This window comes from Bradyrhizobium erythrophlei (genome assembly GCF_900129505.1).
Lineage (GTDB): Bacteria > Pseudomonadota > Alphaproteobacteria > Rhizobiales > Xanthobacteraceae > Bradyrhizobium > Bradyrhizobium erythrophlei_D.
On the sequence record NZ_LT670818.1, the window covers coordinates 1,409,845 to 1,424,130 of the forward strand.

The window sequence follows — 14,286 nt, forward strand, 5'->3', positions numbered from 1 at the left end:
CCGGAATCTCGCGCAATTACCCTGGATTCCGGGTTCATCGCTCCGCGATGCCCCGGAATGACCAAATTTCTTAAGTCCTGGCTGCCTGGCTTCTTAAGCCCGGGCCCGCTCGTTGCGGATGCTCAGGAGTTCCACCGGGCGGTCGGGGATCGCGATCCGGAAGGTGGCGCCGATGGTGCCGGCCACGAGGTTGATATCACCGCCATGGGCCCGGATCAGCTCGGCGGCGATGGCAAGGCCGAGCCCGCTGCCGCCGGGGCGGCCGGAGGTCTGGAACGCCTCGAACAGGTGGTCGCGGGCCTTCTGCGGCACGCCGGGGCCGGTATCGGAGACCTCGATGATCGCGACCGTGCCCTCGCGGCGGCCGGTGATGCGGATCTGCTGGGTCGCGACGCCGCTGCGCTGGTGGTTCTCCAGCGCCTGCGCCGCGTTGCGCACGAGGTTGAGCAGTACGCGGAACAGCTGGTCGGGATCGGCGTCGATGGCGAGCCCGCGCTCGATCCCAGATATCCAGGTGATCGAGGCGTCGGCGGCGAGCCCTGCGGATTCGCGGACCTCGGCGACAACAGGCTCGACCAGCATCATGCGGCGGTCGGGGGAGGCCTCCTGGGCGCGGCCGTAGGACAAAGTCGACTGGCAGAACGCAATCGCACGCTCCAGCGAGCGCATCAGCTTCGGGGCGAAGCGTTGCACCCGCGGATCGGGCACGCTGGCAAGCTGGTCGGACAACAGTTGCGACGACGCCAAAAGGTTGCGCAAATCATGGTTGATCTTGGAGACGGCGAGGCCCAAGGCGGCGAGCCGGCTCTTCTGATGCAGCATCGACACCAGGTCGCGCTGCATGTCGGACAATTCGCGCTCGGCGACGCCGATCTCGTCGCCGCGCTGGCTCGGCACGATGATCCGGGCCGAGCTTTCGGGATTCTCGTGGAAGGCCACCAGGCTCGCGGTCAGCCGCCGCATCGGCCGCACGAACAGATAATGCAGCGCCAGATAGACCAGCCCCGCGGTGAGCGCCCCGATCCCCAGCGAGACCACCAGCAGATTGCGCGAGAAACGGTACATCGCCTGGCGCAGCGGCTTTTCGTCGATCACGACCTCGATGAACTGCGCGCCGCCCGGCGCCGGCCCGACCACGCGGATCGACTGGTCGCCGGTTTCCAGCATGGTCTCGAAGGAATCGACGATCGCCGACCATACCGTCAGATTGCGCATGTCGATATCGTGGTCGATCGATGCCGGCAGATCGGCGCTGGCCAGGAGCCTGCGCTGCTGCCCCATCTTGATGGCGACCGCGCGCGCGCCGATGCTTTTCAGGATCTGCCGCGCCAGCGAATCCGGGACCGTGCCCGAAGGGGCCGCATCGAGCACCAGGGCTGCGGTATTGGCCGCCGCCAGCCGGTCGTTCAGCCGGTTCATGCGGAAATTGGCGATCGCGGGCACATAGATCATTATTCCCGCGATCATCACCAACGGGATGGTCAGGAGCAACAGCTTGCCGGACAGGCCCAGCCGACGGGACGGCTTCGGGCGCGGCGCTCCGGTGGCGGGCTGTTCTTCGGTCTCTGACACGATCTGCCTTCGACTCCTCGCGGTGTGAGGATGCGACCGGCCCAAGGAGCGGTCAAATTACGGATCGCTAATGTCGGCCGGTTTCCGTGATCTAGGGAGTGATCTCGCGTGCCGCCATCCTCACCGTAAAAAACACTGCAGATCCCGATATATTCGGCCAAATTGCGCCGTTTCGACGGTCCCCCAAAATGCCTCAATTGCGGCGAGCGGCCAGATTGACGAAAACGGGTCGCTCCCGTATAAGCCGCGCCAATTGTCCGCGATGACCCGGTTCGACCGGGGCGGCTCTTTTTGGGCCGGAAACGGCCCGCTTGGGCCCGCCAGCATCACCGGACTTACCTCATTTATCAGGCATCATTGCCCGGTCAGCGGAGAACGACCCGTGAAGCGGACTTATCAACCCAGCAAACTGGTGCGCAAGCGCCGTCACGGCTTCCGTGCCCGTCTCGCAACGACCGGCGGCCGCAAGGTCCTCGCCGCCCGCCGCGCCCGCGGCCGCAAGCGTCTGAGCGCCTGAGCCGGGCTTCCCGGGGAACCCATCATGGATCGGCTAAGGCAGCGGGCGGACTTCCTCGCCGTTGCCAGTGGCGCGCGGGCCAATAGCGCTGCTTTCGTGGTGCAAAGCCTCAGCCGAAACGATGACGGGCCGATCCGGGTCGGCTTTACCGTTACCAAAAAGCACGGTACCGCCACCGAGCGTAACCGCATCCGGCGCAGGCTTCGCGAATTGGTGAAGCGGCTGGACGTCATAACAATGCGACCGCACAGTGATTATGTGCTAGTCGGCCGTCGAGCCGCCTTGACCCGTGACTTCTCGACCATGCTCGACGACCTCCGTTCGGCGCTGCTCCGCCTCGACCGGCAGCCCAATGACCTTGCTGCGAAGAACAGTGCGACGCGACCGCCCAAGGCGTTTTCGAGCGAAGCGGAAACCGGTTCGCGCCAGGAAAACGCGTCAAAACAATAGACCCTGCCGCCACCCGAATTGAATGACGAGATCTCAGAATGATGACCGATAATCGCAACACCATCCTCGCCGTCATTCTGTCGGGCCTCGTGCTGATCGCCTGGCAATATTTCTACAACGTCCCGGCGATGGAGAAGCAGCGCGCCACGCAGCAGGCCCAGAGCGAACTGGCCAAATCCGCAACCCCGGCGGCGACCCCCTCGACCGCGCCGCAGACCGGCGCGGCGCCGGCGCCGGGGGCCAACGCTCCCGCGCAGCCGGCCGCCTCGACCATAGTCGTCAGCCGCGATGCCGCGATCGCGGCATCCCCGCGCGTCAAGATCGAAACCCCGCGCCTGACCGGCAGCATCTCGCTGAAGGGCGCCCGCATCGACGATCTGTCGCTGGTGCAGTTCCGCGAGACCGTCGATCCCGCCTCGCCCGCGATCGTGCTGTACTCGCCCTCGGGCACGGCCGAGCCCTATTACGCCGAGTTCGGCTGGGTCGGCGCCAGTGGTTCGACGGCGCGGATTCCCGACCAGAACACCGAGTGGGAGCAGGACGGCGTGGGCAGCCTGACGCCCACCCACCCGGTGACGCTGCGATATGACAATGGCGAAGGCCTCACCTTCCGCCGCACCATCTCGATCGACGACCGCTATCTGTTCACGATCAAGGACGACGTCAGCAATGTCGGCAATGCGCCGGTCACGCTGTATCCGTTCGCGCTGATCTCGCGGCACGGCACCCCGAAGGTCGCCGGCTATTACATCCTGCATGAAGGCCTGATCGGCTATCTCGGCGATCAGGGCCTGCAGGAATACCCCTACAAGAAAATCGACGACGCCAAGTCGGTCGCTTTCAAGGTCACCAACGGCTGGCTCGGCATTACCGACAAATACTGGGCCTCGGCGCTGTTGCCCGACACCAACGCGCAGCTGCAGGCGAAGTTCTCGTCCAACCTGGTCGGCACGGTCCGGACCTACCAGACCGACTATCTGCAGGATCCGCAGACGATTGCGATCGGCGGCTCGGCCAGCGCCAATGCGCGGCTGTTCGCCGGCGCCAAGGAAGCCGGCGTGGTCGGCATCAATTTTCCCTTTGGCCCCGCCGGCTACAACAAGGAGCTCTCGCTCAACCATTTCGATCTGTTGATCGACTGGGGCTGGTTCTACTTCATCACCAAGCCGATGTTTTTGGCGCTCGACCTGTTCTTCCACCTGGTCGGCAATTTCGGCATCTCGATCCTGTTGGTGACGGTGCTGGTGAAGCTGTTGTTCTTCCCGCTGGCCAACAAGTCCTACGCCTCGATGGCCAAGATGAAGTCGGTGCAGCCGCAACTGGCGGCGCTGAAGGAGCGCTATCCCGACGACAAGGTGAAGCAGCAGCAGGAGATGATGGAAATCTACAAGAAGGAGAAGATCAACCCGATCGCCGGTTGTCTTCCCGTCGCCTTGCAGATTCCGGTGTTCTTCTCGCTCTACAAGGTCCTGTTCGTCACCATCGAGATGCGGCACGCGCCGTTCTTCGGCTGGATCAAGGACCTGTCGTCGCCGGACCCGACCAATCTGTTCACGCTGTTCGGCCTGCTGCATTTCGACCCGACCCAGCTGCCGCTGTTCGGGCACTACCTCGCGCTCGGCATCTGGCCGATCATCATGGGCATCACGATGTGGTTCCAGATGAAGCTCAATCCGACGCCGCCGGATCCGACCCAGAAGATGATCTTCGACTGGATGCCGCTGATCTTCACCTTCATGCTGGCGGGCTTCCCGGCGGGCCTCGTGATCTACTGGGCCTGGAACAACACGCTGTCGGTGCTGCAGCAGAGCTTCATCATGCGCCGCAACGGCGTCAAGGTGGAGCTGTTCGACAATCTCAGGGCGACGTTCGCCTCGAAGAAGGTCGAGAAGGTCGAATCGAAGACGTGACGCTTTCTCGTCATTGCGAGGAGCGAAGCGGAGCAATCCATTCTTCCTTTTCGCGATGAGATGGATTGCTTCGCCGAGTCTGTCATCGGGCGGCGCTTCGCGCCGACCCGTTGGCTTGCAATGAGGCGCCTGCGCACCTCTCCCCCCGAATGGAAAACCTTCGCATGACCGCCGACGCCGATGCGAAGCTGATCGAGGACGGGCGAAAGCTGTTCGCGGGCGACTGGCAGTTCATCTGGGCTTCGCCCTCGATCGAGACGCTGCCGCCGATGGCCGGCGTCGAGGTCGCCTTTGCCGGCCGTTCCAATGTCGGCAAATCCAGCCTGATCAACGCGCTGACGGGGCGCAACGCGCTGGCGCGGACCTCGCATACGCCCGGCCGCACCCAGGAGCTGATCTTCTTCGAGGGCCCCGACCAGGCCGGCTTCCGGCTGGTCGACATGCCCGGTTACGGCTATGCCTCGGCGCCGAAAGCCAAGGTCGCGTCGTGGACCGCGCTGATCCACAAATTCCTGCAGGGCCGCGCCAGCCTGGCGCGGGTCTATGTGCTGATCGACGCCCGCCACGGCCTCAAGGAGGTCGACCTCGACGTGCTCAACACGCTCGACAAATCGGCGGTGAGCTATCAGGTCGTGCTGACCAAGGCCGATCAGGTGAAGGCAGGCGAACTGGAGCAAACCATCGCCGACGTCACGGCGGCATTGGCAAAACATCCCGCGGCCTTTCCGCAAGTTCTGGTGACGTCCTCGCGGACCGGCGCCGGGATGCCGGAACTGCGCGCCGCGATGGTGCGCCTGCTCCGGGAGCGCAGTTAATGGCAGTCTCCCGCGTCGCCCGCATTCTGATCGGTCTTGCCGGCATCATGGGCGCCGACGGCGTCATCCTGGCCGCCGCCTCCGCGCACGGGGCCGATGCGGCGCGGCTCGCGTCGGCGTCATCGATGCTGCTGTTTCACGCCTGCGCGGTCATCGGAACCGTGGCGCTGATCGAGCGCGGCGTCATCCATGCCCGGATCGGCATGGTTGCCGCCTGGGGATTTGTCATTGCGGCCGCCTTGTTCGCGACCGACCTGACCTTGCGGCAATATGCCGGGCACAGCCTATTTCCGATGGCCGCGCCGACGGGCGGCACGCTCCTGATCGCAAGCTGGCTCGCGCTCGCGGTTGCGGCGGCATGGCCACGGCAGGTCTCCTGAATTCGCAACGGACAAGCTTTGCGCCGTGGCCGGCAATCAGCTAGAAACCGCCGACCCCGCAGACCACGAGACCCCTTCATGACCGACGTGTCGAACATCAGCCCGCTCGATCAGGCCCGCATCCTGTCCGAGGCGCTGCCGCACATGCAGCAGTATGACGACGAAACCATCGTCATCAAGTATGGCGGCCACGCCATGGGCGCGGAGGAAACCGCGAAAGCGTTCGCCCGCGACATCGTGCTGTTGGAACAGACCGCCATCAACCCGGTGGTGGTGCATGGCGGCGGCCCGCAGATCGCGACCATGCTGAAGCGGCTCGGCATCCAGTCGGAATTCGCCGCAGGCCTGCGCATCACCGATGCCGCCACCATCGAGATCGTCGAGATGGTGCTGGCGGGTTCGATCAACAAGCAGCTGGTCGGCTACATCAACGAGGCGGGCGGCAAGGCGGTCGGCCTGTGCGGCAAGGACGGCAACATGGTGATGGCGTCGAAGGCGACGCGCACCATGGTCGATCCGGATTCCCATATCGAGAAGGTGATCGACCTCGGCTTCGTCGGCGAACCCGAAAAGGTCGACCTGACGCTGTTGAACCAGCTGATCGGCTATGAGCTGATCCCGGTGCTGGCGCCGCTGGCGACGTCGAAAACGGGACAGACTTTCAACGTCAACGCCGACACCTTTGCCGGCGCCGTCGCGGGCGCGCTGAAGGCAAAGCGGCTGCTGCTTTTGACCGACGTTCCCGGCGTGCTCGACAAGTCGAAAAAGCTGATCCCGGAACTGTCGATCAAGGACGCCCGCAAGCTGATCGCCGACGGCACCATCTCCGGCGGCATGATTCCCAAGGTCGAGACCTGCATCTACGCGCTCGAGCAGGGCGTGCAGGGCGTGGTCATCATTGACGGCAAGATGCAGCACGCGGTCCTGCTCGAATTGTTCACCAATCAGGGCACCGGCACGCTGATACACAAGTGACCATGGCAGCCACCAGCTCGTCCCCAGCCGTCATGGCCGGGCTTGTCCCGGCCATCCACGTATGGCCGGCGGGTTGGAAGAAGGACGTGGATGCCCGGCACAGGGCCGGGCATGACGATCTGAGAATGACGCGATTACTATCGTACATCTTGAGAGCTGTCCTCATCGCATTGCCCGCTGCGATCGCCTCGTTCCTCGCCTCGGCCGAGCCGGCCTATGCCGATTTAAAACTCTGCAACCGCATGAGCTATGTCGTCGAGGTCGCGATCGGCATCGACGACAAGTCCGCCACCGCGACGCGCGGCTGGTTTCGCATCGATCCGGCGGCGTGCCGCGTCGTGATGCAGGGCCCGCTAACCGCCGACCGCATCCTGTTGAGCGCACGTGCGCTCGGCCTTTACGGCTCCTCGCCGATCCCGCAAAATGGCAACGACACGCTGTGCATCTCGCCCGGCGATTTCGTCATTGCCGCGGCGCGCCAGTGCCGCACCGGGCAGACGCCCGCGCCGTTTACCCAGATCACGCCGACCCAGGCGGACGACGGCAACATGGTGGCCTATCTCGCCGAAGACAGCGAATATGACGACGAGCAGGCAAGGCTCGCCGGGATTCAACGGCTGCTGGTGATCGCCGGCTACGATGCAGCCCCGATCGACGGCGTCGACGGTCCGAAGACGCAAGCCGCATTGGCGGCCTTCCTGAAAAGCCGGGGGATGCCGGTCGACATCGCGCAGGCGCCGAATTTCTTCACCATGATGGTCGCGGCGGTGCAGGCCCCGTCCGCCACCGGGCTGACCTGGTGCAACGACACGCCGCACAAGGTCATGGCGGCGGTGGCGACAGACGACGGCAAGACCGTGGTAAGCCGCGGCTGGTACCGGATCGATCCCGGCAAATGCCTGCATCCCGACGTCACCGGTCAGCCGAAGCAGATCTTCAGTTTCGCCGAAGCCGTCGATGCCGACAACCGCACCCTCAAGATCAAGGACAAGCCGCTGAACTGGGGCGGCACAAAAGAGCTTTGCACCCGCGAGAGCAAGTTCGAGATCAACGAACAGGGCGACTGCGGCAGCCGCGGCCTCGCGGTGACCGGCTTTGCCGCGGTTGATATGAGCAGCGGCGGCAAGACGCTGCGCTTTGCGATGCCGTTATGAAGGTTATGTCGCCCATTTTGCCGTCATCACCCGCCATCCGGTCCGGCCTTTGGTCGGCCGGACGACAGGCTCCGGCGGGTGATCCAGTAATCCGCGGCGATCGTGATCCTCTCGACGGCCGCGGCGTACTGGATGCCCGGCGGAGCCTGTCGTCGGGCTCGCCGAAGGCGAGACCCGCTGGCGGGCATGACAGGGGGTGAGACGATGTTAAAATCACCCCGCGTCTTCACCGATATCGACACCTGGGTGTTCGATCTCGACAACACGCTGTATCCGCATCATGTCAATCTGTGGCAGCAGGTCGACGCGCGGATCGGCGAATTCGTCAGCCGCTGGCTCAAGGTGTCGGCGGAAGAAGCCCGAGCGATCCAGAAGGATTACTACCGCCGCTACGGCACCACCATGCGCGGCATGATGACCGAGCACGGCGTGCGCGCCGACGACTATCTCGCTTATGTGCACCAGATCGATCATTCGCCGCTGCAGCCGAACCCCGCCATGGGCGCGGCGATCGCGAAGCTGCCCGGGCGCAAGCTGATCCTGACCAACGGCTCGACCGACCACGCCGGCAAGGTGCTGGAGCGGCTTGGCATCGGGGACCATTTCGAGGCGGTGTTCGACATCATCGCCGCCGAACTGGAGCCGAAGCCGGCGCCGCAGACCTACCAGAAATTCCTGGGGGATCACGCGGTGAACCCGAAGCGGTCGGCGATGTTCGAGGACCTCGCGCGCAACCTCGTGGTGCCGCACCAGCTCGGCATGACCACGGTGCTGGTGGTGCCCGACGGCTCCAAGGAAGTCGTGCGCGAGGACTGGGAGCTGGAAGGCCGGGATGCCGCTCATGTCGATCACGTCACCGACGATCTGACCGGCTTTTTGCAGGGGCTGGCGAAGGGGTAGCTCACCCGTCCGCCGCCACCCTCCGGCCGTCATGCCCCGCGAAAGCGGGGCATCCAGTACGCCGCAGCCTCCGAAGCAGAACTCTGGCTTCTCGGAATACTGGTTCACCGGCTTTCGCGGGTGATGACACCGAACTGGACGCAGGGACGACGAGAGAGTGAGCCTTGACTCTCTGCTGCCGAATCCCGACAAAGCCCCCAAATCGCGACCGCTTGCCCACTGTTCCCAAGGAAATCTCGATGTCCCTGTCCGCTCTCGAATCCACCGTCAACGCCGCGTTCGATGCCCGCGACGGCATCTCGACCGCGACCAAGGGTGAAGTCCGCGACGCCGTCGATCATGCGCTCGAGCTGCTCGACAAGGGCGAGGCGCGCGTCGCCGAGCGCGAGGCCAGCGGCAAATGGAAGGTCAATCAGTGGCTGAAGAAAGCGGTGCTGCTGTCGTTCCGGCTCAACGACATGAGCGCGATCGGAGGCGGCCCTGGCAAGGCCTCGTGGTGGGACAAGGTGCCGTCAAAATTCGAGGGCTGGGGCGAGAACCGGTTTCGCGACGCCGGCTTTCGTGCGGTGCCGGGCGCGATCGTCCGCCGCTCGGCCTTCATCGCCAAAAACGTGGTCTTGATGCCGTCCTTCGTCAATCTCGGCGCATATGTCGATGAATCGACCATGATCGACACCTGGTCGACGGTCGGCTCCTGCGCCCAGATCGGCAAGCGCGTGCACATTTCCGGCGGCGTCGGCATCGGCGGCGTGCTGGAGCCGCTGCAGGCCGAGCCCGTGATCGTCGAGGACGATTGCTTCATCGGCGCACGCTCGGAAGTCGCCGAGGGCGTGATCGTGCGCAAGGGCGCGGTGCTGGCGATGGGCGTGTTCCTCGGCGCCTCGACCAAGATCGTCGACCGCGATACCGGCGAGACCTTTATCGGCGAGGTGCCGGAATATGCCGTGGTGGTGCCCGGCACCCTGCCCGCGAGACCGCTGAGGAACGGCCAGCCCGGTCCCTCGACCGCCTGCGCCGTGATCGTCAAGCGGGTCGATGAGCGCACCCGGGCCAAAACCAGCATCAACGAGCTGTTGCGGGATTAATCGAACCCAAATCCATCCGTCGCGACCAACAATCCGGACCGCGGGCTATTCCCGCCGTCCGGAGGCTGCGATGGACTGGACCTGGTATCTGTTCCGCTTTGAGGGCCGCATCAACCGCGCCAAATACTGGCTGGCGGGGCTGATTATCGTTTGCTGGATGGCGTTTCTTGCCGGGCTGATGGCGCTAACCACCAAAATCATCAGCGGGGCGGCACCCGGGACATTCGGCTTCAGCATCGACGACACATTCGAGCTGGTCGATCCCTCATCGCTCCGCTCCGCGGCCGGCAAATTCCGCAACGGAGAATGGCTGTCGGCAACGATCCTGGCGCCACAAATTTTTCATGCGGTGGGAACGCTGCTTTTCTTGTGGGTCTACGCGGCCACCTCGATCAAGCGACTGCACGATCGCGACAAGAGCGGCTGGTGGATGGTGCCCTTCTTCGTCATTCCCGGCCTTTACCAGCAACTCGGCGATCGGCTTGGCGATTTCTACACTGCCGGGTTTTTCGGGCTGGTCGTCGGCCTCCTTGCGCTCTGGGGCCTTGTCGAAATGTACTGCCTGCGCGGCAGCCCGTGGACCAACCGGTTCGGCGCCGACCCGCTGCCGAAGATCCAGACCCGGTCGCGCAGTGAGCCGCGCGCCTCGCCGCGCTGGGACCAGCAGAGCGAAGTGGAATTTGTTCCGCACAGTGCTGGCCCATCGCCGGGAGCTCATGTTAAGCGGGGGCATGAATGACGCCCTTTCCATCGCCCGCGATCTCCTCCGCTGCCCCTCGGTAACCCCGGCCGACGCCGGCGCGCTCGCCGTGCTCGAAACTATCCTGAAAGCCGCCGCCTTTACGGTGCACCGCGTTACCTTCGGCGAACCCGGCACCGCGGATATCGACAACCTCTATGCCCGCATCGGCAGCGCGGCCCCCCACATCACCTTTGCCGGGCATACCGACGTGGTGCCGCCGGGCGACGAGAGCGCCTGGAGCCAGGGCGCGTTCTCGGGCGACGTCAAGGACGGTTTTCTCTATGGTCGCGGCGCCGTCGACATGAAGGGCGGCATCGCCTGCAGCGTCGCGGCGGTGCTCGACTATCTGGCCGCCAATGGCGGCAAGCCGGGAAAGGACGGCAAAGGCTCGATCTCATTCCTGATCACCGGCGACGAGGAAGATATCTCGGTCAACGGCACCATCAAACTGCTGCAATGGGCGGCGGCGCGCGGCGAGAAATTCGACCATTGCGTGCTCGGCGAGCCCTCCAATGTCGAGACGCTCGGCGACTGCATCAAGATCGGCCGCCGCGGCTCGCAGTCGGGCACACTCTATGTCGACGGCGTGCAGGGTCATGTCGCCTACCCACATCGCGCCGCGAACCCGGTGCCGGATATTTCGCGGCTGATCGTGGCGCTCAGCGACGAGCCGCTCGATCACGGCAGCGCGCAATTCCAGGCCTCCAACCTCGAATTCACCTCGGTCGATGTCGGCAATACCGCTGGTAATGTGATCCCCGGCCAGGCGCGCGCCAAATTCAATATCCGCTTCAACGATCTCCATACCCAGGAGACGCTGCGGGAACTGGTCGAGCAGCGGCTGGCCAAAGCGGCCGGCAACCGGATCCGCGCCCGCATCGTGTGGGAGCCGTCGAACTCCAACGTGTTCGTGACAAAACCCGGCGCCTTCACCGATCTTGCGGTTTCAGCCATCGAAGAGGTTACCGGCCGAAAGCCGGAATTGAGCACGTCAGGCGGCACCTCGGACGCGCGCTTCATCGCCAGCTATTGCCCGGTGATCGAGTTCGGCCTGGTCGGCCAGACCATGCACCAGATCGACGAGCGCACGCCGGTCGCGGATCTGGAGAAGCTGACGCGGATCTATCGCGGGATTCTCGATCGGTATTTTGGCTAACCACAAGGCGATCCGACCCGGCAACCGGGGCAGCTGCATCTCTTCCCTATCCCTCCCCTTTGCGCGCCCCACGAGGGGAGGGATCAGGAAAAGCTTCCGTTAACGCTTCGGTCATCCTTTTCGTCAAAATGGCACCCTTCGCGGCCCGCAGGCCGTCGCGGTTTTGCGGCGGGCGTGGTGAACTCGCGGGGTCCGATCGGGTGTGGCTTCATGCGTAACCTTATGATCTTCGCGGCTTTGATGGCCTTTCTCGGCACCGTCATGGCGCAGATGGCCGACAAGATGACGCCGGCGACGCCCGCGCTCGCCAATGCCAGCATACTGAAGGCCTCCGCCGAGACCGTCGGCCAGGCGGGATCCCGCAGCCTCAGCATTCCCCGCGACATCAGGGGCCATTTCCTCACCGAAGGGCGGATCGACGGCCAGCGCATCGGCTTTATGGTCGATACCGGCGCCTCCGTCGTGGCCCTGAACGAAAGCTCCGCGGCGCGGTTCGGGCTGCGCCCTTCGCGCGGCGACTACAACGCCTCGGTCGCCACCGCCAACGGCACCATCAAGGCGGCGCGCACGCGCATTGCCATGGTCGATATCGGCGGCCTCGTGGTGCGCGATGTCGATGCCATGGTGCTGCCGGACGAGGCGCTGTCGGAAAACCTGCTCGGCTTGTCGTTTCTGTCGAGGCTGAAGCGCTTCGAATATGCCAATGGCCAGATGGTGCTGGAGCAGTAACGTCGTGCCCCGCGAAGGCGGGGCATCCAGTAGGCCGCGGCCGTCATAAAGCATCAAGATCGCTCACGGAATGCTGGATCGTCCGCCGGAGCCTGTCGTCGGGCGGCGCTACGCGCCGACCCGTTGGCGGACGATGACGGTGGTGACAGCCCATCCGCCGCAATTAATCTAATCCGCACAAAACGGCCGTTTCGCCTTCCGTTGGGTCTGCGCATTCGCTATTGCTGCGGCGCAATCCGCATCCATTTCACGACAAGGCCATTTGAATGTTCCCGAAGCCGAAAGCCGTGCTGGTTCCCAATACCTATGCCTATGAATCCGAGCCGATGGTGAAGGCGACGGGTTTTCGCGAATACGACGCGCGCTGGCTGTTCGGCAAGGAAATCAACCTGATGGGGGTCCAGGCGCTGGGCATGGGGCTGGGCGCGCTGATCGCCGAGCTCGGCGTCAAGCAGGAGGTCGTCACCGGGCACGATTTCCGCGGCTATTCGGCCTCGATCAAATACGCGCTGATCTCGGGGCTGCAGGCGGCGGGCTGCAGGGTCCACGATATCGGCCTGTGCATGACGCCGATGGCATATTTCGCGCAGTTCGAACTCGACGTGCCCTGCGTCGCGATGGTGACGGCGTCCCACAACGACAATGGCTGGACCGGCGTCAAGATGGGCGCCAACCGACCGCTCACGTTCGGCCCCGACGAGATGACGCGGCTGAAGGAGATCGTGCTCAACGCCGACTTCAAGAACAAGGCCGGCGGCTCCTACCAGTTTCACGAGAATTTTCCGGCGCGCTACATCGCCGATTTGACGAAGCGGCCCAAACTGAAGCGGAAGCTGAAAGTGGTGGTCGCCTGCGGCAACGGCACCGCGGGCGCGTTCGCGCCGCAGGTGATGGAGGCGATCGGCTGCGAGGTGATCCCGCTCGACACCGAGCTCGATCACACCTTCCCGAAATACAATCCCAATCCCGAAGACATGGAAATGCTGCACGCCATCCGCGACGCGGTGCTTGAGCACAAGGCTGATGTCGGCCTCGGCTTCGACGGCGACGGCGACCGCTGCGGCGTGGTCGACAATACCGGTGAGGAGATTTTTGCCGACAAGGTTGGTGTGATGCTGGCGCGGGACATGTCGGCGATCCACAAGGACGCGCAGTTCGTGGTCGACGTGAAATCGACCGGCCTGTTCGTGACGGACCCTCTGCTGCAAAAGCAGGGCGCCAGGACCACCTATTGGAAGACCGGCCATTCCTACATGAAGCGCCGCACCCACGAATTGGGCGCGCTGGCGGGTTTTGAGAAATCCGGCCACTTCTTCTTCAACAAGCCGCTCGGCCGCGGCTACGACGACGGCCTGATCTCGGCGATCGCGGTCTGCGAGATGCTGGATCGCGCGCCGGCTAAATCGATGGCGGATCTGAAGGACGCGCTGCCGAAGACCTGGTCGTCGCCGACCATGTCGCCCCATTGCGCGGACGAGACCAAATACGGCGTCGTCGACGCCGTGGTGAAGCATTTCGAGGCGATGCAGAACAAGGGCGAGAAGGTCGCAGGACAGAACATCCGCGATCTCGTCACCGTCAACGGCGTCCGCGTCACTGTCGAGGACGGCAGCTGGGGCCTGGTGCGGGCGTCCTCCAACAAGCCGGAACTGGTAGTGGTGGTCGAGAGCCCGGTGGCCGAGCAGCGGATGCACGACATGTTCGAGGCGATTAATGTGGTGCTGCGCACCCATCCCGAAGTCGGCGAATATAATCAGAAGATTTGAGGGCGCGGGCGCCAGCCCGACGTTGTCGAGCTTCGCGGTCGCGGCGGCCGCAACATAGGCAGTCGTCATCGCCCGGCTTGACCGGGCGATCCAGTACGCCGGGGCCGCCCGCATATCTCGAACGTCTCTGGAATA

The 14,286-nt window shown here is 64.3% G+C and carries 14 protein-coding genes; 13 read left to right on the top strand and 1 reads right to left on the bottom strand.

Features of this window, described 5'->3' with window-relative positions; translation table 11 throughout:
• Positions 1–93: 93 nt before the first annotated feature.
• A complete protein-coding gene (locus B5525_RS06580; protein ID WP_154073100.1) occupies positions 94–1,572 on the bottom strand; it encodes an ATP-binding protein in 1,479 nt (492 codons plus the stop codon).
• Between the two features lie 382 nt (positions 1,573–1,954).
• Between B5525_RS06580 and rpmH the strand changes: the two genes are divergently transcribed.
• From rpmH to B5525_RS06645, 13 genes are all read left to right on the top strand, one after another.
• The gene (gene rpmH / locus B5525_RS06585; protein ID WP_006609582.1) at positions 1,955–2,089 is read left to right on the top strand and encodes a 50S ribosomal protein L34; all 135 of its coding nucleotides are present in this window, start codon (positions 1,955–1,957) and stop codon (positions 2,087–2,089) included.
• Between the two features lie 24 nt (positions 2,090–2,113).
• Complete coding sequence (gene rnpA, locus B5525_RS06590; RefSeq protein ID WP_079565282.1) at positions 2,114–2,539, top strand: ribonuclease P protein component; 426 nt, start codon at positions 2,114–2,116, stop codon at positions 2,537–2,539.
• Positions 2,540–2,580: 41 nt separating this feature from the next.
• Positions 2,581–4,449, top strand: coding sequence for a membrane protein insertase YidC (gene yidC, locus B5525_RS06595; RefSeq protein ID WP_079573022.1), 1,869 nt, complete (start codon positions 2,581–2,583; stop codon positions 4,447–4,449).
• Between the two features lie 164 nt (positions 4,450–4,613).
• Positions 4,614–5,264 carry a ribosome biogenesis GTP-binding protein YihA/YsxC gene (gene yihA / locus B5525_RS06600; RefSeq protein WP_079573024.1) on the top strand — a complete coding sequence of 217 codons (651 nt, stop codon included), beginning with the start codon at positions 4,614–4,616 and terminating at the stop codon, positions 5,262–5,264.
• Positions 5,264–5,644, top strand: a complete 381-nt coding sequence (locus B5525_RS06605; RefSeq protein WP_079565283.1) for a DUF423 domain-containing protein — start codon at positions 5,264–5,266, stop codon at positions 5,642–5,644. Before yihA ends, B5525_RS06605 begins: the two co-directional genes overlap by 1 nt.
• A gap of 78 nt (positions 5,645–5,722) precedes the next feature.
• A complete protein-coding gene (gene argB, locus B5525_RS06610; RefSeq protein ID WP_079565284.1) occupies positions 5,723–6,619 on the top strand; it encodes an acetylglutamate kinase in 897 nt (298 codons plus the stop codon).
• 164 nt (positions 6,620–6,783) lie between these two features.
• Entirely contained in the window at positions 6,784–7,773 is a 990-nt protein-coding gene (locus B5525_RS06615; RefSeq protein ID WP_079573026.1) for a DUF1036 domain-containing protein, read from the top strand.
• 204 nt (positions 7,774–7,977) lie between these two features.
• Positions 7,978–8,673, top strand: coding sequence for a pyrimidine 5'-nucleotidase (locus tag B5525_RS06620; RefSeq protein WP_079565285.1), 696 nt, complete (start codon positions 7,978–7,980; stop codon positions 8,671–8,673).
• Positions 8,674–8,912: 239 nt separating this feature from the next.
• Positions 8,913–9,758 (top strand): 2,3,4,5-tetrahydropyridine-2,6-dicarboxylate N-succinyltransferase, encoded by an 846-nt coding sequence (gene dapD, locus B5525_RS06625; protein WP_079565286.1) that lies wholly within the window; start codon positions 8,913–8,915, stop codon positions 9,756–9,758.
• Between the two features lie 70 nt (positions 9,759–9,828).
• Complete coding sequence (locus B5525_RS06630) at positions 9,829–10,497, top strand: DUF805 domain-containing protein (RefSeq protein ID WP_079565287.1); 669 nt, start codon at positions 9,829–9,831, stop codon at positions 10,495–10,497.
• Positions 10,490–11,656 (top strand): succinyl-diaminopimelate desuccinylase, encoded by a 1,167-nt coding sequence (gene dapE / locus B5525_RS06635; RefSeq protein WP_079565288.1) that lies wholly within the window; start codon positions 10,490–10,492, stop codon positions 11,654–11,656. Before B5525_RS06630 ends, dapE begins: the two co-directional genes overlap by 8 nt.
• A gap of 210 nt (positions 11,657–11,866) precedes the next feature.
• Positions 11,867–12,385, top strand: coding sequence for a TIGR02281 family clan AA aspartic protease (locus B5525_RS06640; protein WP_079565289.1), 519 nt, complete (start codon positions 11,867–11,869; stop codon positions 12,383–12,385).
• A gap of 266 nt (positions 12,386–12,651) precedes the next feature.
• On the top strand, positions 12,652–14,151 hold the full coding sequence (locus B5525_RS06645; RefSeq protein WP_079565290.1) for a phosphomannomutase/phosphoglucomutase: 1,500 nt from the start codon (positions 12,652–12,654) through the stop codon (positions 14,149–14,151).
• Positions 14,152–14,286 lie beyond the last annotated feature (135 nt).

What these genes read in the sequence shown, in the direction of transcription:
- B5525_RS06605 (WP_079565283.1), top strand. Translation starts at nt 5,264, where the DNA reads ATGGCAGTCTCCCGCGTCGCCCGCATTCTGATCGGTCTTGCCGGCATC.
- rnpA (WP_079565282.1), top strand. Translation starts at nt 2,114, where the DNA reads ATGGATCGGCTAAGGCAGCGGGCGGACTTCCTCGCCGTTGCCAGTGGC.
- B5525_RS06630 (WP_079565287.1), top strand. Translation starts at nt 9,829, where the DNA reads ATGGACTGGACCTGGTATCTGTTCCGCTTTGAGGGCCGCATCAACCGC.
- argB (WP_079565284.1), top strand. Translation starts at nt 5,723, where the DNA reads ATGACCGACGTGTCGAACATCAGCCCGCTCGATCAGGCCCGCATCCTG.
- yidC (WP_079573022.1), top strand. Translation starts at nt 2,581, where the DNA reads ATGACCGATAATCGCAACACCATCCTCGCCGTCATTCTGTCGGGCCTC.
- dapD (WP_079565286.1), top strand. Translation starts at nt 8,913, where the DNA reads ATGTCCCTGTCCGCTCTCGAATCCACCGTCAACGCCGCGTTCGATGCC.
- yihA (WP_079573024.1), top strand. Translation starts at nt 4,614, where the DNA reads ATGACCGCCGACGCCGATGCGAAGCTGATCGAGGACGGGCGAAAGCTG.
- B5525_RS06645 (WP_079565290.1), top strand. Translation starts at nt 12,652, where the DNA reads ATGTTCCCGAAGCCGAAAGCCGTGCTGGTTCCCAATACCTATGCCTAT.
- B5525_RS06640 (WP_079565289.1), top strand. Translation starts at nt 11,867, where the DNA reads ATGCGTAACCTTATGATCTTCGCGGCTTTGATGGCCTTTCTCGGCACC.
- B5525_RS06620 (WP_079565285.1), top strand. Translation starts at nt 7,978, where the DNA reads ATGTTAAAATCACCCCGCGTCTTCACCGATATCGACACCTGGGTGTTC.
- dapE (WP_079565288.1), top strand. Translation starts at nt 10,490, where the DNA reads ATGAATGACGCCCTTTCCATCGCCCGCGATCTCCTCCGCTGCCCCTCG.